A 19,773-nucleotide genomic window follows, 5' to 3' on the forward strand; every position below is an offset into this window, starting at 1 on the left:
GCGCCCATCGCGTCAAACAGCGAGCGCCCGGCCATCGCTGCGAGGATCGTGCGCGCCCGTCGCCGACCCGTCCGCCTCGATGCGAATCACGCCGGGATGCCCCGCCAACGGACTTTGCGCATCGATCGCGCTCACTTCATGTCCGCGTGCGGCGAGCGCAGCGAAGACGTCGGCGCCGGCGTCCGCTTCGAGTTTCAATGCATCACGCGTGTCGGAGAAGGTCTTGCCGAGCAGAAAACGCGGGCGCGCGAGGGCGCTCAGCGGGTCCATGCCGTAGTCGATCAGCCGCGTGAGAATCGCGGCCAGCGTTTGCGGCTGACCGTCCGCGCCTTGCGTGCCGAACAGCAGTTGCGGGCGGCCGTCCTTCACGTACATGCCGGGGTTGAGCGTATGGAAAGGCCGTTTGCCTGGCTGCACGGCGTTGTGATGCGCGGGGTTCGTGCTGAACGACGCGCCGCGGTTGTGCCACAGAATACCGGTGTCGCCCGCCACCACGCCGCTGCCCCAGTCGAAGTAAACCGTTTGCAGCACGCTCACGCTGCGGCCTTCGCGATCCGTCGCGCCGATGAATACCGTATCTCCCGGACGGAAAACATGCGGCCATACGCGTGCTTTACGCTGATGGATCGAGCGGGCATGGGCGTCGAGCGTGGCAGGCGAGAGCATCTCTTCGACCGGCACGATGTTGAACTCGGGATCGCAGACGAAGCGGTCGCGATCCACGAACGCGCATTTAACGGCTTCCACCAGCAGGTGATAGTAATCGGCGCTGCCTTCCGGAATCGATCCAAGATCGAAGCGCTCCAGCGTGCCCATGATCTGCAAGGTCGTCACGCCTTGCGTGGGCGGCTGCAGGCTCACCAGTTCGCCGCCGCGATAAGCGACACGCAGCGGCGCTTCGTTGCGCGCATGCGTGCGGGCGAGGTCGCTAGCAGTGAGTGGCGAACCGGCTTGCCGGAGACCATCGGCAATTCGCTCAGCGAGGTCGCCTTCATAGAATTCGCGCGCGCCGAAACGCGCAATGCGCTCGATGCTTTTCGCCAGCGCCGGTTGCACGAAGCGCTCGTCGATCGCGGGAATAGGGCCATGCGGCGCGAAAGTTGCCGCGAAACCGGGCAACGCCTGCAATTCGTCGGCGCGCATGGTTTGCCAGAAATGCTGTGACGGCGTGACGGGGAAGCCGTCAGCGGCAAGCTCGTGCGCTCGGTCGAACAGCGACGACCACGACTGCATGCCGCCCCAAACGCTTTGGCTGATTTCGTAAGCCTGATTCCATGTATCGACGGTCGCGGCGGTGGTGATCGCGGACGCGGGACCGCGCAACGGGATCGCACCGTTGAACGCCGGCAGTTGCGCCGCGGCCTGGCCGATGCCCGAAAGCGTGCGCAACGTGCCTTGCCGGTCGCCGATCACCCAGAAGGCATCGCCGCCAAGGCCCGTGAAGTGCGGGTACGTCACGCACAGCGCCGCGCCGATCGCGATGGCGGCTTCGATGGCATTGCCGCCCGCGCGCAAGACATCGCGGCCGGCCTCGCTGGCTAACGCATGAGGACTGGTGACCATGCCGCCGTGGGTGCCGGCGGGATTTGGATTGTGCATCGAAGCTCCGCTACTGAAGGTTCGCCGGAAGGTGCCGCGAGTATAGACCGCCAATTGTTAGATGATGTGAGCCGCGAATCGCACGTGGGCCAGCGCGCTTTGCAAACGCTAAACACATTGCGCGATGTCTGCGCGCCTGGCGATTCGGCCCGCGCGGCGAACCGCGTTGATTCGTCGGATTCGTTGCGCTCGCGTGCCGCGAATGCTTCGGTCATACGCGTAAGCGGCAAGATCACGAAACGAGGCGCGCGAAAAGGTGCGTGCGTTCATGATGGCCGTCGCGTCGCAGCCCGCTTTGACGATGCGCGCGTCGGCGCGAATCCAGGGCGCGTGAGCCCCGAGTTGGTGAGCGCTGCACCATCGGCAGCGCGGCGCAGCGTCGTTTCAAGCGCGGCCCGGCCACTTTGACTGACGTAGCGAAGCGCCGTCCGGCTTGGCTTTGAACCGATTCTCCGCGATGAAATAAGCAACTGGCATAGCTCCTGCTAATTTGAGTCCAAACTTGTATTCAAGATTGAACTCAAGGAAAAACAGGTGCCCATTTCCTCACCCATGACGGTCAAAGGTCTACTCGCGGCATACGCCGCGGGCAGCCTCACGCCGACCGAAGCCGTGACCTCGGCGCTGGCGCAAATCAACGCCATCGACCGGCCGGAAGTCTGGATTCTGCGCGTGCCGACAGCCGACGTGCAGTCTCGCGCGAAAGCGCTCGAAGTGTTATACGAAGCGCAGGGCAGCGCCGTGTTCGAACAGATGCCGCTGTTCGGCGTGCCGTTCGCGGTCAAGGACAACATCGACGTAACCGGCCTGCCGACCACGGCCGCTTGCGACTCCTTCGGCTATACGCCGGACACATCGGCCTTCGCCGTGCAGCGGCTCATCGACGCCGGCGCGATCCTGATCGGCAAGACCAATCTCGATCAGTTCGCCACCGGCCTGGTCGGCACGCGTTCGCCGTATGGCGCCGTGCGGCACACTGAGTCGCCCCTGCGCGTGTCGGGTGGTTCGAGTGCGGGCTCCGCGGTCGCGGTAGCGGCGGGTTGCGTAGCGTTTTCGCTCGGCACCGACACCGCGGGTTCGGGTCGTGTGCCGGCGGGATTCAACGGTCTGGTCGGTCTGAAACCTTCGCTGGGACTGGTCAGCAAACGCGGCATGGTGCCCGCGTGTCGAAGCCTCGACACGATCTCCGTGTTCGCCCACGACGTCGACGATGCCTGGCGCGTGCTCCGCGAAATCGCCTGCTTCGATTCGCTCGACGGCTACTCGCGCAAGGTGCCGAGCCTTGGCCTGCTGCGTTCGGCGCCGCGCATCGGCGTGCCGGAACGATTGGAGTTTTATGGCGACGCCATCGCGGGCCGGGCGTTTTCAACCGCACTCGACACGCTCACGTCGCATCTCCATCTGCCGACGCAAGCTATCGACTTTGAACCGCTCAAGGCCGTTTCCGCGTTGCTCTACGATGGCCCGTGGGTCGCGGAACGGCGCGCGGCGCTCGGCACATTCTTTGAAACCCATCACGAAGCGATAGATGCGGTCGTGGCCAAAGTGATCGGCAAGGCTGAGCAGTTCAGCGCCGCCGATGCCTTCAATGGCCAGTACGCGCTGGCCGATCTCAAGCGGCACGCCGAAGCGCTCTTCGGCACGATCGATATCCTGATCGTGCCCACCACGCCGACGCATCCGCTGATCGCCGACGTGCAGGCCAATCCCGTCGAACTGAACAGCCAGCTCGGCCACTACACCAACTTCGTCAACCTGCTCGATCTGTGCGCGCTGGCGGTGCCGTGCCAGCGGCGCAGCGACGGTTTGCCGGCCGGCGTCACGCTGATCGCACCGAGTGGCGCGGACCGCCGTCTCGCCGAACTCGGCGCGCGGATTCAGGCCTTGTTCGCGAATGCTGCCGAGGCTTCAACAGCAACGCCCACGCTCATCCCGCCGTTGCCGTTCCAGGAGCCCACCATCACCCTCGCGGTGGTCGGCGCGCATCTGCGCGGCCAGCCGTTGAACTGGCAGCTCCAGGAAGCCGGCGCGCGTTTCGTGAAGGCGACGCACACCGCACCCGGTTACAAGCTCTACGCGCTCGCCAACACGCAGCCGCCGAAACCCGGTCTCGTGCGCGCGACGCAGCGGCAAGGCCAGCCGATCGCCATCGAACTATGGGAAGTGCCGCTGCGCAGCTTCGGCCAATTCGTCGCCGACGTGCCCGCGCCGCTCGGCATCGGCACGTTGCAACTCGCCGACGGCCACAGCGTGAAGGGTTTCATCTGCGAGCCGTCGGCCGTGGATGACGACAGCGGCGCGCTCGACATCACGCCGTTCGGCGGCTGGCTCGCGTATCTCGCCAGCCTGAAGTGAAACACGTCAACCGATCCCCGGACCCGCGCTCTTTAACCTTCGATCAGGAATTGGACACCATGACCAACCGCCGCCATTTCATCAAGAGCGCCAGCCTGTCGACGCTCGGCAATATTCTGCCCATCCGGTCGGTGTTCGCCGCGCCGAAGACCACCGTCGGCGAGATCTACGTCGGCGCGCGTGGCGACTACGGCTACAACCAGGCACAGGCGCAAGCCGCCGCGGTGATCAAGAAGATGCCGGACGTGAAGGTGGTGGAAGAAGAGAACGTGCCCGAGACCATCGCCGTGCAGAAGACGATGGAAGCGATGATCGAACAGGACGGCGCCACGCTGATCTTCGCGACCTCGTTCGGCTGCTTAGACCCGCACGTGCTGAAGATGACCGCGAAGTATCCGAAGGTGCGATTCGCTCATTGCGGCGGTTTGTGGAAGCAGGGCAACTAAGAAAAAAGGGACCTTGGCATCATGAACGACGACCCGACCAATCTGCTGGAGACGCCCGCCGCGCCGGCCGCGGCCAACCCGCTCGCCGAGCAGGTTTATCAGCAGCTCAAAAACGACATCTTCAGCTTTCGCCTGTTTCCCGGCGACCGTTTTTCGGAGAACGGCATTGCGCAACACTACGGCGTATCACGCACGCCGATGCGCGACGGTCTGTTCCGTCTGCAACGCGAAGGCTATCTGGAAGTGGGTTTCCGGCGCGGCTGGAAAGTGTCGCCGATCAACTTCGATCAGCTCGATCAGCTGTACGATCTGCGCATCGTGCTGGAAGTCGCGGCGGTGGAGCGGGTCGGCGCGGGCGGCGATATCGCGCATGCGGCCGTCGAGGAATTGAAAGCGATCTGGTGCGTCGCGCCGGAATTGCGTGAGAGCGATCCGGTGAAAATGTTCGGCATTGACGAAAACTTTCACCGTCAACTGGTCGCCGCCACCGGCAATGCGGAAATGCTGCGCGTGCATAACGAAGTGACCGAGCGCATCCGCATCGTGCGGCGGCTCGATTTTCTGAAGCCGCACCGCACCAGCGCCACTTACGACGAGCATGCCACCATGCTCAACCTGATCGAACGCAACCGCCTGACCGAAGCCATCATTCTGCTGCGCGCGCATATCACGCAGAGCAAGCTGGAAGTGCGCAAGATCACACTGTCGATGCTCGCCGCGGCGCGCGATAGCAAGCTGCCCTTCGTGTCGTGAGCGGCTTGAATCTCCTGATGCGAGCCAGGCTCACTCGTAAGAGAACGCCCCGCCGAACTTGTCGATCCGTTCGAGCGCCATACCCGAGCCGCGCACCACGCAGGTCAGCGGCGCTTCGGCGACGAACACCGGCAAGCCGGTTTCCTCGGCGAGCAACCGGTCGAGATCGCGCAGCAGCGCACCGCCACCCGCCAGCATGATGCCGCGCTCGGCGATGTCCGCGCCGAGTTCCGGCGGCGTCTGTTCCAGCGCGATCTTCACGGCCGAGACGATCTGGTTGAGCGGATCGGTCAGCGCTTCGAGAATCTCGTTGCTGGACACCGTGAAGCTGCGCGGAATCCCTTCGGACATATTGCGGCCCTTGACTTCCATTTCCTTGACCTCGGAGCCCGGAAACGCGGAGCCGATTTCCTTCTTGATCGCTTCGGCCGTTTGCTCGCCGATCAGCATGCCGTAGTTGCGGCGAATGTAGTTGACGATCGCGTCGTCGAACTTGTCGCCGCCCACGCGCACCGAGCCTTTATAGACGATGCCGCCGAGCGAGATCACGCCCACTTCCGTGGTGCCGCCGCCGATATCGACCACCATCGAGCCGGTCGCTTCCGACACCGGCAAGCCCGCGCCGGTGGCCGCGGCCATCGGCTCCTCGATCAGATAGACCTGCGAGGCGCCCGCGCTATGCGCCGCCTCCTTGATCGCGCGCCGCTCCACCTGAGTGGACCCGCACGGCACGCAGATGATGATGCGCGGCGACGGCGCGAACATACGCGACTCGTGTGCCATCTGGATGAAGCGCTTGATCATCTGCTGGGTGATGTTGAAGTCGGCGATCACGCCGTCCTTCATCGGGCGGATCGCCTCGATATTGCCCGGCACCTTGCCGAGCATCTGTTTTGCTTCCTTGCCGACGGCCAGAATGATCTTCTTGCCGTTCGGACCGCCTTCCTGACGAATCGAGACCACCGAGGGTTCATCGAGAACGATGCCCTTGCCGCGCATGTAAATCAGGGTGTTCGACGTGCCGAGGTCGATTGCCAGGTCGTTGGAAAAATAGCCGCGCAGAAAACCGAACATGCAAATTCCTGTCTCTCGGAAGTCGGGCGCAAAAGCGCCGCTTGGAGTGCCGCCCGAAGGCGGCAGGCGACCAGTTGACGGTCGGGAGAGACGCAAGAATAACAGTTTCGGGTCTGCGGGCTATTTCAGCGGTTATGGATGCCGTGCCTGGCGGGTCGCTTACTGCGCGTTGGCGAGTGCCGGATCGATATAGGCGCTCACATTCTGCGACTGTTTGTACACGGCGTTGCGCACGTTGAACTTGTCGGCGTTCACGCTCGAACCGTACACGGAGTCGAGCCCGTCGCCCTTGGTGAAGGCTTTCTTGGCCGCGGCGGAGTCAAGCAGATGCGTGCCTTTCAGCAAGGGCAGATACTGCGCCGGTGTGAGACCGACCCGCGCGGACATGATCTTGACCGCGTCCGGCTGTGTCTTCGGATCGTTGATATAGGCCACGCAGCGGTACCAGACCTTGATCACCTTGGCCCAGTCGGCCTTGCGCGATTGCAGGCTGACGGGATTGACCGTGATCGCGTCGTAGATCAGGCCGGGGGCGTCGGCGGAGGTGAAGATCGGCCGCGAGCCCGGTACGCGTTTGAGCGCTTCGCCCGCGTTCGGCTGCCAGGCGCCGACCGCGGCGACGTCGCCGGACGAGGCGAGCACCTGCGGCAATTCGTTGGTCTTCGCATTGACGAGCGTGAGGTCCGATTCCTTCAGCGCGTGTTTTTCGAGCGCCGTGTCGAGCAGCAGGTGATCGACGAGGCCCATTTCGACGCCGACCTTCTTGCCCTTCAGTCCTTCCACTGTGCGCACCGGCGGCTTGGCGACGATCATGTCGTTGCCGCTCGAATAGTCGGTCAGCAGGATCATCACGTTCTTCGCGCCGCTTGCACCGGTCACGAGCGCGTCACCGTTGGTCGCGCCGACCGCGTCGAGCTTGCCGGCGGAGAACGCATCGAGCGACGCCGAGTAATCGAACCACTGAAAATTGACGTCCACGCCGGCTTCCTTGAACCAGCCTTTTTCGATGGCGACCTGGAAGGCGACGAAGCCGGGCCAGTCGCTATAGCCGATGGCGAGCGGCGCGGCCGCTTGCGCCGGCGTGGCGGCAAGACCCGCCGTAAGACCGAGAGCGAGTGCGGCGGCGGCCGCGGCGAGGGCGCCACGCACGCGAAGGGCCGAGGCGAAGCGGGCAGGCAAGGCGAGTGAAGCACGGGAAGTGCGGACGGATTCGAAGCGTTTCATCGTTTTCTCCAGGAGACCGGTCAGTTGCGATTGTTGAGTTGGACCGCGCGGCGACTGCGCGATGAAACAACATGACCGGTTCCCGCGCGCAAGCTACGATCAAGCGCGGAAACTGCGGGAGACACACACCGGCCACGGAGAGGCACGATAGACATTGCTATCGCCAATCTCCCGGGCTTTTGTCCCGCCGTGTAGTGCGGCCGTCGGTTCGTGCTTGCAATGAAGCCTGCAATCGAACCAGTCGGCGCACCGGGCTGCTCTCGGACCAGACATTCTCGCGAACCGGAACCCTAGCATCCCTAAGATGCGACGCTGCCGCACCTCTCGGTCAAACATCTAGCGAGAAATATGCCAGCGGGATTTGCGGCGGAGAGTATGCGGACGCTTTACCCCCACGTCCCGCGTAGGCACTGTCAATCCAGCGCCGCAAACCGTTGATGCACATAGGCAAGAAACTGCTCCAGACGTTCTTCGATCGACGCCGCGAGGCTCACCTGCTTGATGCGGCGATCCGCGGCGGAACTCGTCTCCAGTAGCCAGCCGCTGTCGATCAGCTCCTGCACGTAGCGCACGGCGGTGCGGCGGCTCACGCCCGGCATGAATTCGTAGAGCGCGGTCTTGGCGAAGTAGTCGTCCTGATCCACCCACATGCGGCAGAACAGATCGCTGTAGTTCAGGTCGTTCAGGCCGAGATCGCCGAAATGCGCCGACCACTGCCAGTCCATGTCGAGAATGGCGCGCGCGACGGCTTGCCCCTTGGTACGCGCAATTTTCTTCTTCATCGATTCACCACGAGGAGGAGGGCTGCACAGTTTAAGTGCTAATTGAGCCGGAAATCGGGCGCGCGGAAATAATGTGCGGCCACGCTCTGATAGTTTATTGACTCATGCTTTTCATGTGTACTATTGCATGCAATTTTGCATGCAAATGGAGAGGCGATGAAATTCGAATTGTTCAAAACGTTCTGGGGATTCGACGGCGGTCCTCGCGATGCCGCTCCGCTCGTGCGGGCAGCCGGCTTCGACGGCATCGAAGCGCCCGTGCCGGCCGGCGGAGCGGCGCGAGATGCGTTTGCGCAGGCCATCGCGGACGAAGGCCTCGGCTTCATCGCGGAGATTACGACGGCCGGCAGCTATGTGCCGGAGCGTTCGGCGACGCCGGCCGATCATCTGCGGGACTTCGAGGAGAAGATCGTCTGGGGCAAGCCGCTCGAACCGCGCTTCTTCAACGTGATGGCCGGCTGTGACGCGTGGCCGGCGGCGGTACAGGTGGACTTTTTCTCGCGCGCCGTGGAGATCGCCGCGCAGCACGACGTGATCTGCAGCTTCGAAACGCATCGCGGGCGCTCGTTCTACAACCCGTGGATCACTCGCGACGTCGCGCGCGCCGTGCCCGCGCTCAAGCTGACCTGCGACTTCAGTCATTGGGTGTCGGTGTGCGAGCGGCTGCTCGACAGCGAGTGGGACACGATCCTCGAACTGGCGCCGCATGCGCATCATCTGCATGGGCGTGTCGGTTATCCGCAAGGTCCGCAGGTGCCGCACCCGGCGGCGCCCGAGTACGCGGACTGCCTCGCCTCGCATCAGCGCATCTGGGAAGCGCTGTGGACCGCGCAGATCGAGCAGGGCTACACCGTCACGACGATGACGCCGGAGTTCGGCCCCGACGGCTATCTGCACACGCTGCCGTTTACGAACGCGCCGGTGGCCGATCTGTGGGAGATCAACACATGGATGGGCCGCGAGGAACGGCGCCATCTGGCTGCATTTCTCGCCGCCCGTGAGGTTCGCGGCGGACGGCAAACGCACACTAACCCGCAGCTTGCCTAGGCGCCTCTCATGAGCCAAACCCACACCCGTTTTCAGCAGTTACCCATCGTCGACGTCAGCGGCCTTTTCAGCGACGACCAGAACCGGCGCCTCGCGACCGCGCGCGAACTCGATCGCGCGGCACGCGAGGCCGGCTTCTTCTATGTCACCGGCCACCAGGTATCACGCGAACAGCAACGCGCGCTGATCGAGCAGGCCAAGCGCTTCTTCGCCGCCGAACATGACTGGAAGATGCGCTACTACATCGGCAAGTCGGCGGCGCATCGCGGCTACGTGCCCGAAGGCGAGGAAGTTTTCGCGGACGGCAAGCGCGACAGGAAGGAAGCCTTCGACACCGGCCGCGAACTGCCCGCCGACGACCCCGATGTACGCGCCGGCACGCCGATGCTCGGCCCGAATAGCTGGCCCGAGCAAGCGGGTTTTCGCGAGGCGGTGGGCGGCTATTACGAAGCGGCGTTCGAACTCGGCCGCGCCCTGTTTCGCGGCTTCTCGCTTGCGCTCGGCTTGCCCGAACAGCACTTCGACCAGTATCTGCGCAAGCCGCCGAGCCAGTTGCGCCTGATCCACTATCCGCTCGATCCATCCGCGGAAGACCGCCCCGGCATCGGCGCGCATACCGACTACGAATGCTTCACGATCCTGCTGCCGACCGCGCCCGGACTTGAAGTGATGAACGGCGAGGGCGAGTGGATCGATGCGCCGCCGGTCGAGAACGCGTTCGTCGTGAACATCGGCGACATGCTGGAAGTGTGGACAGGCGGGACCTATGTCGCGACGTCGCATCGCGTGCGCAAAGTGAGGGAGGAGCGCTACTCGTTCCCGCTCTTTTTTGCCTGCGACTATCACACGATCGTCGCACCGCTGCAGCAGTTCGCGACGCCCGAAGCGGTGGCGAAATATCCGCCCGTGTCGGCCGGCGACCATCTGTTCGCGCAGACGGCGCAGAGCTTTACCTATCTGAAGGAACGTCTCGAACGAGGGGAGTTGGTGTTGCCCGACGGTTCGAAGGCCTTGGCGAGCTTCGGCCAGCAGGCGCGCTATGCGAGCACGGAACTGGATGCCCAAGGTTGAGTGTCACGACAACAGCGCCGCTCTGACTACGAGCGGCGCTGCTGCTTTTGCAGTTCGATGAAACGTGCCGACATCAGGGTGTACAGCGCGCGTCGAATAGCGGCAAGCGTCGGCATGGTCGAGTGATGAAGGTGGTGGACGTGGTGCATCGATACGCACACACCATGCCATCGGCTAGAGCCATCGCCAGTGTCGCGCGCGCTCATATCGAGCCCAATCGTGGTGCCCGGCGCATTCAACTGGTGCGGATTCACAAACGACGCTGGTGCGCGTGCCGCCGACCCTCACCTAGCAAACTGAATCGCTCATCACATCCAATCCCTTGCCACGCCGCGCTTGCCGCATGCTCGACATGAGCCTGGCACACAACTCGCTTAGCTACGCAGCGAGAGGTGCGAAGTAATTTGCATCATCTTCAGGATCGCTAGGGTTCCGGTCGAACGCTTGATGCGCACGATGCCTGGTCCGAGAGCAATCCGGTCTTGCCGTTCACCTTCTTTCAAGGCGCCGGCGAGGCTCCACGGAGGGATAAAAGCCCGGGAGGTCGCGATGTCGGTCAATCGCCCTCTCACGCTTATTCCCAACCGATACCCTGGAGCCTCCATGTCGACGCAATCCCCTGTCGAACTCGCACCGATCCCGCATGTGGCGTGGGAAACGGTGATTCCCGCCGGCACGCACTGGTCCGGCGTGCTGCGCCGTGGCATGGCGTTGCGCGTGGTCGATACCGAAGGCGGCGCGAACCTGGCCGCCGTGCTCTACCGGCACGACGAACCGCTCGAACGCTACAACATGGCCGATACGCTGAAGGCGCAGCACACCGCGCATCTGACGCGCGGCCACGTGCTCTATTCGGACATGGGCCGCGTGCTGGCCTCGATTACCGCCGACACGCTCGGCTGGCACGATCCGCTCGGCGGCGTCGGCGACGCGGAACTGTTCGCCGCTAAATACGGCGTCGCCCGCTATCAGCAGCATCGCAATGCGATGATCCGCAACGGCCGCGACAGCCTGTTGCTCGAACTGGCGAAGCATGGGCTCGGCACACGCGACCTCGTCGCCAACATCAACTTCTTCAGCAAACTCGCGATCGGCGAGGACGGCGCGCTCGACTTCGTGGTGGGCCATTCGCCGGCCGGCGCCGCGTTCGATCTGCGCTTCGAAATGGATACGCTCGCGGTGTTTTCGAGCGCGCCGCATCCGCTCGACCCTTCATCCGAATACGAACCGAGGCCCGTCAAGCTGATCGCGTACCGCGCGTATGCGGCCGACGCCTGCGTACCGGCCGACGACCCCTGCCGCTCGGCGTGCCCCGAGAACGGGCGCGGCTTTGTCAACACCGACCGTCTGTTCGTTTAAGGAGACCCGCGATGCCTATCATCGAAAGCAAGCTCGAACTCCGTCATGCGGTCTACGACCTCACGCTGCCTTCCGGCGAACCGTGGCTGCACGAAGTCAAGCGCGGACAGGTGTTCCGCATTCTCGACCTGGAAGGCAATCAGGCGGTCGACACGCTGTTCTATAACAGCGCCGATCCGCTCGAACGCTATAGCGCGCAGGACACGATTCGCGCGCAACGCAATCTTTATCTGTCCGCCGGCAGCGTACTGATGTCGAACCTCGGCAAGCCGATGCTGAGCATCGTGGCCGACACGTGCGGCCGCCACGACACGCTCGGCGGCGCTTGCGCGGCCGAAAGCAACACGGTGCGCTACACGCTAGACAAGCGCTACATGCATAGCTGCCGCGACAGCTTCCTGCATGCGATCACGCATTGCACATGCGGCGTGGGGACGCGGCTCAACAAGCGCGACATCGTCAGCAACATCAACTTCTTCATGAACGTGCCGGTGACGCTGCTCGGCAAACTGACTTTCGAGGACGGCATTTCCGCGCCGGGCAAATACGTCGAGATGCGCGCCGAGATGGATGTCACGGTGCTGATTTCGAACTGCCCGCAGTTGAACAATCCGTGCAACGGCTATAACCCGACGCCCGTGCGACTGACGATATGGGACGCCCAATGAGCTTCCGCAAAGTCCTGATCGCCAATCGCGGCGAGATTGCCTGTCGAGTGATACGCACGCTCAAGCGGCTTGGCATCGCGTCGGTCGCGGTGTATTCCGAAGCCGATCGCCACGCCATGCATGTGATGCTCGCCGACGAAGCCGTGTGCATCGGCCCGGCACTCGCGGCACAGAGCTATCTGAACAGTGCGGCGATTCTCGAAGCGGCGCGCGCGTGCGGCGCCGACGCCGTGCATCCCGGCTACGGTTTTCTGTCCGAGAATGCGGCCTTCGCGCAAGCGTGCGACGACGTCGGGATTCGCTTCATCGGCCCAACGCCCGCGCAGATGCGCGAATTCGGCCTGAAGCACACGGCGCGCGAACTTGCGCAAGCCAACGACGTCGCCTTGCTGCCCGGCACCGCGCTCCTGCCTGACGTGGGCACGGCGTTGCGCGAGGCGGAGTCGATCGGCTATCCGGTGATGCTGAAAAGCACCGCGGGCGGCGGCGGAATCGGCATGTCGCTGTGCCGCGACGCAGTGCAACTGGAGAGCGTGTTTGCGTCGGTCGCGCGGCTCGGCGAGGCGAACTTTGCCAACGCGGGCGTGTACCTCGAAAAGTTCGTGGAAAACGCGCGCCACGTCGAAGTGCAGATTTTCGGCGATGGCCGTGGCGGCGTGATATCGCTCGGCGAACGCGATTGCTCGGTACAGAGGCGCAACCAGAAGGTGATCGAGGAGACCCCCGCGCCTGGACTCACACACGCGGAACGAGGCGCGCTGCATGCGAGCGCCGTGCGGCTCGCCCAGGCGGTGAAGTACAAATCCGCGGGCACCGTGGAGTTCGTCTTCGATGCCGACACGCGCCGTTTCTATTTCCTCGAAGTGAACACGCGATTGCAGGTGGAGCACTGCGTTACGGAGGAAGTCACGGGTATCGATCTGGTCGAGTGGATGATTCGCGAGGCCGCGGGTGAACTCGCGCCGCTCGACACGCTGGCGCCGGCGCCGCAGGGCGCGAGCATCCAGGTGCGCCTGTATGCGGAAGACCCGCACAAGCAGTTTCAACCGAGTGCGGGCGTGCTGACGCATGTCGCGTTCGCCGCCGACGCGCGGGTCGACACCTGGGTCGATTCCGGCACGGAAATCAGCGCGTTCTACGATCCGTTGCTCGCGAAGCTGATCGTCAAAGGCGAGACGCGCGAGGCCGCGCTTGCCGCGTTGCGTGCCGCGCTCGAACAAACGCAGCTCTACGGTATCGAGACGAATCTCGACTATCTGCGCGCCATAGCCGGCTCGGCGACGTTTGCGCGTGGTGAGCAGACCACCGCGTTCCTGTCGCGCTTCATGTTCGCGCCGCATACGATCGACGTGCTCGACGGCGGCGTGCAGACCACGGTGCAGCAGACGCCGGGGCGCACCGGCTACTGGGACATCGGCGTGCCGCCGTCGGGTCCGATGGACGATCTGTCGTTCCGCCTCGCCAACGAACTGCTCGGCAATCCCGCCGACGCCGCGGGGCTCGAATGCGCGATGGTCGGCGCCACGCTGCGCTTTAACACCGCGACGCTCTTCGTGCTGGGTGGCGCGCCGCTTGCCGCCACGCTCGACGGCGAAGCGGTCGTACTCTGGCAGGTCACACGCGCGCCGGCGGGTTCGGTGCTCAAGCTCGGCGGCGTGACGGGCGCGGGCATGCGCGCGTGTCTCGCGCTCAAGGGCGGTCTGCAAGTGCCGGACTATCTGGGCAGCAAGGCGACCTTCACGCTCGGCCAGTTCGGCGGCCACGCGGGGCGCGCGCTGCGCAAGGGCGACGTGCTGCATCTCGCCGACGGCGCGGGCCGCGGCGAAGCGGGCGCGCAACTGGATCCGGCGCGGGTGCCGGTGCTGACGCACGACTGGACGCTCGGCGTGCTCGACGGCCCGCACGGCGCGCCCGATTTCTTCACGCCCGACGACATCGCGATGCTCTACGGCACGCGCTGGACAGTGCACTACAACTCCAGCCGTACAGGTGTGCGCCTGATCGGCCCGAAGCCGCAATGGGCGCGCACGGACGGCGGCGAGGCGGGGCTGCATCCGTCGAATATTCACGACAACGCGTATGCGGTCGGCGCGGTGGATTTCACCGGCGACATGCCCGTGATTCTCGGCCCTGACGGTCCGAGCCTCGGCGGCTTCGTCTGTCCGGTCACCGTGGTGGGCGAGGAGTTGTGGAAGCTCGGCCAACTGCGCCCCGGCGATACGGTGCGCTTCGAACGGGGGCCGGTCCTGGCGGCGGAACGCATGACGCAGGCGAGCGAGCCGGCTCACGATTGCATCCTCTATCGCGATCCCACCGCAGGCGAGGGCACGGGCGTGGTCTATCGCCGCTCCGGCGATCAGAACGTGTTGATCGAATACGGTCCGCTCGTGCTCGACCTGAACCTGCGCTTTCGCGTGCATGCGTTGATGAACTGGCTCGACGCGCACCGCTTGCCGGGCATCGTCGATCTGACGCCGGGCATCCGTTCGCTGCAGGTGCATTTCGACCCGCGCGTGCTGTCGCACGACGCTTTGCTCGCGCATCTGCAGCAGGCCGAGCGCGAGCTGCCCGCGGTGGACGCGATGCGCGTGCCCAACCGCATCGTGCATCTGCCGCTCTCCTGGGACGACCCGTCGACGCGGATCGCGATCGAACGCTACATGCAATCGGTGCGTCCCGACGCGCCGTGGTGCCCGAGCAATATCGAGTTCATCCGCCGCATCAACGGGCTGAATAGTATCGACGACGTGAAGCGCATCGTGTTCGACGCGCGCTACCTGGTCATGGGTCTGGGCGACGTGTATCTCGGCGCGCCGGTCGCCACGCCGCTCGATCCGCGCCACCGGCTCGTCACCACCAAATACAACCCGGCGCGCACCTGGACGCCGGAGAACGCGGTGGGCATCGGCGGTGCGTATCTGTGCGTGTACGGCATGGAAGGGCCGGGCGGCTATCAGTTCGTCGGCCGCACCGTGCAGATGTGGAACCGCTATCGCACGACGCGCGAATTCGAGGCGGGCAAGCCCTGGCTGCTGCGCTTCTTCGATGAGATCCGTTTCTACGAAGTCAGCGAGGCCGAACTGGCCGAGCTGCGCACGGATTTCATCGCGGGCCGCGCGAGTCTGAAGATCGAGGAGTCCATGTTCGATCTCGGCGCGTACAACCGCTTCCTGAAGGCCGAAGCCGAGTCGATCGCCACCTTCAAAGGCGCGCAGCAAGCCGCCTTCGACGCGGAACGCGAGCGCTGGAACGCGGCCGGACATGCCGAGTACGTCGGCGAAACGGATGGCGATGCAGCCGCCGGCAACCCTGCGAACGACGCGCTTGCGGCCGGCCAGCAAGGCATCGTCGCCGACGTGTCGGGCAGCGTCTGGAAGCTGCTGGTCGGCAAAGGCGAACGGGTGAGCGACGGGCAAGTGGTGGCGATCGTCGAGTCGATGAAGATGGAAATCTCCGTCACCGCGATCGGCGACGGCGTGATCGAAACGATCGACTGCGCGGAGGGCGCGGCGGTCGTCGCGGGTCAACGTTTGATGGTGATGCGCGCCGGCATTGCAGCGGACGCCGCCGAGGAGGCTACGTGCAAATGAAATCACCCGACGATCTGTTCCCGTCCATGTCGATCGCCGCGCTGCGGGCGCGCTACCGCGCCGGCAGTCTCACGCCCGCGCAACTGGTGGACGCGATTGCCGCCCGCACCTCGGGCGACGACCCGCATCACGCGTGGATCCGCCCGTTGAGCCGCGCTGAGATGATGCGTTACGCCGATGCGCTCGAAGGCCGTGACATGGACACGCTGCCGCTCTACGGCGTGCCGTTCGCCATCAAGGACAACATCGATCTGGCGGGGATTCCGACGACCGCCGCGTGTCCCGCCTATGCGTACACGCCCACGGCCAGCGCTGCGGTGGTCGCGCGCCTGATCGCCGCCGGCGCGATTCCGATCGGCAAGACCAATCTCGACCAGTTCGCCACCGGCTTGTCCGGCCAGCGCTCGCCGCACGGCGCGTGCCGCAACGCGCTCGATCGGCGTTACGCGTCGGGCGGTTCGAGTTCCGGCTCGGCGGTATCGGTCGCGCTGGGGCTGGCGGCGTTTTCGCTGGGCACCGACACGGCCGGATCGGGACGCGTGCCCGCGGCATTTCACGGCCTGATCGGACTGAAGCCGACCAAGGGCGTGTTGAGCACGCTCGGCGTGGTGCCGGCGTGCAAATCGCTCGACTGCGTGTCGATCTTCGCGCGCTCGGCGAACGACGCGCAGTGCGTGTTCGACGCCGCGCGCGGCGTGACGGCGGAGGACCCCTATGCGCGCGAATTCCAGCCGCCGCAGACATCCGCACCGCTTGCCACGCAAGCGTCGCTGCGCGGTGTGCGCTTCGGCGTGCCGCGCGCGAGCCAGCTCGAATTTTTCGGCGACGCCTCGTACGCGCACGCGTTCGACGCCGCGCTGACGTGCTTGCGTGCGGCCGGCGCCGAACTGATCGAAATCGACTTCGAGCCGTTCCTCGCCACCGCGCGGCTGCTCTACGAAGGGCCGTGGGTGGCGGAGCGGCTCGCGGCGATCCGCGAGTTCGTCGACACGCAGCCCGACGCGCTGCATCCGGTGATCCGCGAGATTATCGGCGGCGCGGCGCGCTGGAGCGCGGCCGATGCGTTCGCCGCCTTCGACCGCCTCGCGTTCCTGCGCATGCAGGCCGCCGACGTCTGGCAGCGGATCGACGCCATCGTCACGCCGACCTCGGCGACGACCGCCACCGTCGACGAACTGGAAGCGGACCCGATCCGCGTGAATTCGCGCTTCGGCTACTACACGAACTTCGTCAACCTGCTCGACCTGTCCGCGCTGGCGGTGCCGGCCGGCGTCTGCACGGTCGGCAAACACGCGGGGCTGCCGTTCGGTGTGACCTTCGTCGCGCGCGCACACGAGGACGCCATGCTGCTCGATCTGGCGCGTGCGTGGCTCGACGAAAGCAACGAAATCGACAAAATCGACGAAAGGGCCGCGGTCCCGACGTTCGCCCACGACGCAACCGCAGTCCGCCCCGGAGAATCACATGGCCGTCATTGACAGAACCGAATGGTTCGCGGTGCGCCGCGAACTCTCCGCGCGCGGCAAATGGCTGCTGGGGGCGGGCTCGTTCCTGCTGCCGCTTCTCGTCTGGTGTCTGGTCAGCTACGTGCCGATCATCTGGCATCCGCAGGTGCTGATCGACAGCCCGGGCAGCGTCGACTATTTCCAGCCGGGCATGCGCGTCGACAAGGAGGTGTTCGCCGACGAACTCGCCCACGCGCGCGAGGCCCATACGGCCTTGCCGGCAGGCGAGCCGGTCAACCCGGTGTATCTGCCCGCGCCGCATGAAGTGCTGCGCGCGTTCTACACCGCGTTTACCACGCCGCCCGCATCGCGCGACGGCGTGTGGCTGCATCAGAGCCTGTGGCACAGCATTCAGGTGATTTTCTGGGGCTTCGTGCTGTCGTCGGTGATCGGCGTGCCGATCGGCATCGTGTGCGGCACGTACAGCGCGATCGCCCGCCTGCAGGAGCCGTTCTTCGAGTTCTTCCGCTACTTGCCGGCGCCCGCGTTCGGCGCCTTGATGGTGGCGATCCTCGGCATTTACGACGGCCCGAAGATCGCGATCATCGTGATCGGCACGTTGTTCCAGCAGGTGCTGATCGTGGCCAACACCACCCGCAAGCTCGAGTACGGCCTGTTCGAAGCCGCCATGACGCTCGGCACGAAGAAGCTCAAGCTGCTCACCCATGTGGTGATTCCCGGCATCCTGCCCGACCTGTACCGCGACCAGCGCATTCTGCTCGGCTGGGCGTGGACCTACCTGATCGTGGCGGAACTGGTCGGCACCAGTTCCGGCATCACCTGGTACATCACGCAGCAGGCGCGCTACGAGCACTTCGACAACGTCTACGCGGCGATCATGATGATCGGCATCATCGGGCTCGGCACCGATCTCGTGCTGGCCTTGCTCGGCCGCAAGCTGTTCCCGTGGGACCGCACGCTCAAGGCGTAGTGGACGGCTTCGTGACACGGCCTATCGCAAGCACAGCACCGCACCGCACCGCACCGCACCGCATTCAAAGGATTCCATCATGTTAAATCCGCAACCGATTCCGTCGTACCTGATCCAGTCCGAAGCGGTACGCGAGCGTTTCGACCGCCTGAAATCGCGCGAGGTGATTCTGGAGGTGCGCGATCTCGGCAAGCGCTTCGAGACGCCGCAAGGCGAGTGCACGGCGCTCGACGGCATCAGCTTCAAGACGCACCGGCGCGAGTTCGTCTGCGTGATCGGACCGTCGGGCTGCGGCAAGTCCACGCTGATCCGCATTCTCGCCGGGCTGGAGCGGCAGACGAGCGGCAGCGTGCTGCTCGACGACAAGCCCGTGCAGGGGCCGGGTGCCGACCGCGGCATGGTGTTTCAGGGCTACACGCTGTTTCCGTGGCTGACGGTCAAGAAGAACGTCATGTTCGGTCTGAAGATGAACGGCCACAGCACCCTGCATGCGGAACGCGAGGCGCTGCAATGGCTCGATCTGGTCGGCCTGACGAAATTCGCCAATGCCTATCCGCATCAGTTGTCGGGCGGCATGAAGCAGCGCGTGGCGATTGCCCGCGCGCTCGCCAACCGGCCGCGCATTCTGCTGATGGACGAACCCTTCGGCGCGCTCGACGCGCAAACGCGCGCGAAGATGCAGACGCACCTGCTCGATATCTGGCGCAACATCGACGTGACCGTGCTGTTCATTACGCACGATCTGGACGAGGCGATTTTTCTCGCCGACCGTATCCTGGTCCTGAAGGCGAATCCCGGCGAGGTGCAGGAGCTGATCGAAGTGCCGGTGTCGCGGCCACGCGATTATTCGCAGGTCACGTCGCCCGAGTTTCTGGCGACCAAGGCGCGGCTCGAGGCCTTGATCCACCCGCCCACGGACACCCATGACGACGAGGACGACGTCGTCAAACCGCACATGATCCGTATGACCGATGTCGCGGACAACGTCGAATAGGTCGCAACCCTCGCGGCGGCGGCACGAGCGCATACCGACGCTTCGACACCAACACCGTCGTTACGCCGCGTTGCAGCGGGCGGCGCGCGGCCTGTTCGGCCGGGTGAAGAAACTACGGTATGCCGGTGCTGCGGCGCCGCATGCGGGGGGAAACAGGCTGGGCTCTGGCGCCGACCATGCAGGGTTCGTCGCAAACGGCCGGCGCGAATCCGGGGTGAGCGCGTGAACATTACCGGATCGTAATCACCCGCCGGAGAGCTTGACGGTATGATTTCACCGTCAACGCCCACGCGGAGCAACCGATGCGAATCCTGGTGATCGAGGACGAGCTGAAAACAGCGGCCTACCTCAAGAAAGGCCTGGAAGAATCCGGCT

The 19,773-nt window shown here is 64.8% G+C and carries 15 protein-coding genes, 2 pseudogenes and 2 riboswitches; of the genes and pseudogenes, 12 read left to right on the forward strand and 5 right to left on the reverse strand.

Annotated features, from left to right (window positions below; all coding sequences use genetic code 11):
• Positions 1-12: 12 nt before the first annotated feature.
• The gene (locus P0D96_RS17785) at positions 13-1,599 is read right to left on the reverse strand and encodes a gamma-glutamyltransferase family protein (protein WP_408180138.1); all 1,587 of its coding nucleotides are present in this window, start codon (positions 1,597-1,599) and stop codon (positions 13-15) included.
• A 552-nt stretch (positions 1,600-2,151) separates the two neighbouring features.
• On the opposite strand from P0D96_RS17785, the gene atzF (P0D96_RS17790) reads away from it, so the two are divergent.
• The 3 genes and pseudogenes from atzF (P0D96_RS17790) (at position 2,152) to P0D96_RS17800 (ending at position 5,153) form a co-directional block, all read left to right on the forward strand.
• Entirely contained in the window at positions 2,152-3,954 is a 1,803-nt protein-coding gene (gene atzF, locus P0D96_RS17790; protein ID WP_408180204.1) for an allophanate hydrolase, read from the forward strand.
• A gap of 59 nt (positions 3,955-4,013) precedes the next feature.
• Positions 4,014-4,397, forward strand: a pseudogene (locus tag P0D96_RS17795) (BMP family ABC transporter substrate-binding protein); the annotation flags it as partial.
• Between the two features lie 24 nt (positions 4,398-4,421).
• A complete protein-coding gene (locus P0D96_RS17800) occupies positions 4,422-5,153 on the forward strand; it encodes a GntR family transcriptional regulator (RefSeq protein ID WP_132377225.1) in 732 nt (243 codons plus the stop codon).
• Positions 5,154-5,183: 30 nt separating this feature from the next.
• On the opposite strand, the gene P0D96_RS17805 is transcribed toward P0D96_RS17800, so the two are convergent.
• The 3 genes from P0D96_RS17805 to P0D96_RS17815 form a co-directional block, all read right to left on the reverse strand.
• Positions 5,184-6,227, reverse strand: coding sequence for a rod shape-determining protein (locus P0D96_RS17805; RefSeq protein ID WP_007177320.1), 1,044 nt, complete (start codon positions 6,225-6,227; stop codon positions 5,184-5,186).
• 159 nt (positions 6,228-6,386) lie between these two features.
• Positions 6,387-7,451 carry an ABC transporter substrate-binding protein gene (locus P0D96_RS17810; RefSeq protein ID WP_408314570.1) on the reverse strand — a complete coding sequence of 355 codons (1,065 nt, stop codon included), beginning with the start codon at positions 7,449-7,451 and terminating at the stop codon, positions 6,387-6,389.
• Between the two features lie 166 nt (positions 7,452-7,617).
• Positions 7,618-7,756, reverse strand: a riboswitch (guanidine-I (ykkC/yxkD leader).
• A gap of 108 nt (positions 7,757-7,864) precedes the next feature.
• Positions 7,865-8,233, reverse strand: coding sequence for a helix-turn-helix domain-containing protein (locus tag P0D96_RS17815; protein ID WP_132377224.1), 369 nt, complete (start codon positions 8,231-8,233; stop codon positions 7,865-7,867).
• Positions 8,234-8,389: 156 nt separating this feature from the next.
• Between P0D96_RS17815 and P0D96_RS17820 the strand changes: the two genes are divergently transcribed.
• Positions 8,390-9,280, forward strand: a complete 891-nt coding sequence (locus tag P0D96_RS17820; RefSeq protein WP_408180135.1) for a sugar phosphate isomerase/epimerase family protein — start codon at positions 8,390-8,392, stop codon at positions 9,278-9,280.
• A 9-nt stretch (positions 9,281-9,289) separates the two neighbouring features.
• A complete protein-coding gene (locus tag P0D96_RS17825) occupies positions 9,290-10,351 on the forward strand; it encodes an isopenicillin N synthase family dioxygenase (RefSeq protein ID WP_408180134.1) in 1,062 nt (353 codons plus the stop codon).
• A 26-nt stretch (positions 10,352-10,377) separates the two neighbouring features.
• Here the strand turns inward: P0D96_RS17825 and P0D96_RS17830 are convergent, their stop codons facing one another.
• Positions 10,378-10,605, reverse strand: a complete 228-nt coding sequence (locus P0D96_RS17830; protein ID WP_408285835.1) for a hypothetical protein — start codon at positions 10,603-10,605, stop codon at positions 10,378-10,380.
• A gap of 159 nt (positions 10,606-10,764) precedes the next feature.
• Positions 10,765-10,896, forward strand: a riboswitch (guanidine-I (ykkC/yxkD leader).
• A 58-nt stretch (positions 10,897-10,954) separates the two neighbouring features.
• Here P0D96_RS17830 and P0D96_RS17835 point away from each other — a divergent pair.
• The 7 genes and pseudogenes from P0D96_RS17835 to P0D96_RS17865 all read left to right on the forward strand — a co-directional run.
• On the forward strand, positions 10,955-11,710 hold the full coding sequence (locus P0D96_RS17835) for an urea amidolyase associated protein UAAP1 (protein ID WP_408180133.1): 756 nt from the start codon (positions 10,955-10,957) through the stop codon (positions 11,708-11,710).
• Between the two features lie 11 nt (positions 11,711-11,721).
• Positions 11,722-12,378 carry an urea amidolyase associated protein UAAP2 gene (locus tag P0D96_RS17840; protein WP_408314573.1) on the forward strand — a complete coding sequence of 219 codons (657 nt, stop codon included), beginning with the start codon at positions 11,722-11,724 and terminating at the stop codon, positions 12,376-12,378.
• Positions 12,375-15,968, forward strand: a complete 3,594-nt coding sequence (uca, locus tag P0D96_RS17845) for an urea carboxylase (RefSeq protein WP_408314574.1) — start codon at positions 12,375-12,377, stop codon at positions 15,966-15,968. The genes P0D96_RS17840 and uca overlap by 4 nt, the downstream gene beginning before the upstream one ends.
• Entirely contained in the window at positions 15,965-17,446 is a 1,482-nt protein-coding gene (atzF, locus tag P0D96_RS17850; protein WP_408314576.1) for an allophanate hydrolase, read from the forward strand. The genes uca and atzF (P0D96_RS17850) overlap by 4 nt, the downstream gene beginning before the upstream one ends.
• A complete protein-coding gene (locus P0D96_RS17855) occupies positions 17,433-18,404 on the forward strand; it encodes an ABC transporter permease (RefSeq protein ID WP_408180130.1) in 972 nt (323 codons plus the stop codon). Before atzF (P0D96_RS17850) ends, P0D96_RS17855 begins: the two co-directional genes overlap by 14 nt.
• Positions 18,405-18,483: 79 nt before the next feature.
• Positions 18,484-19,398, forward strand: coding sequence for an ABC transporter ATP-binding protein (locus tag P0D96_RS17860; protein WP_342960411.1), 915 nt, complete (start codon positions 18,484-18,486; stop codon positions 19,396-19,398).
• Positions 19,399-19,700: 302 nt separating this feature from the next.
• Positions 19,701-19,773: pseudogene (locus P0D96_RS17865) on the forward strand (DNA-binding response regulator); the annotation flags it as partial.

Origin of the sequence: Paraburkholderia sp. RL17-347-BIC-D (assembly GCF_046027915.1) — a bacterium.
Taxonomy (GTDB): Bacteria; Pseudomonadota; Gammaproteobacteria; order Burkholderiales; family Burkholderiaceae; genus Paraburkholderia.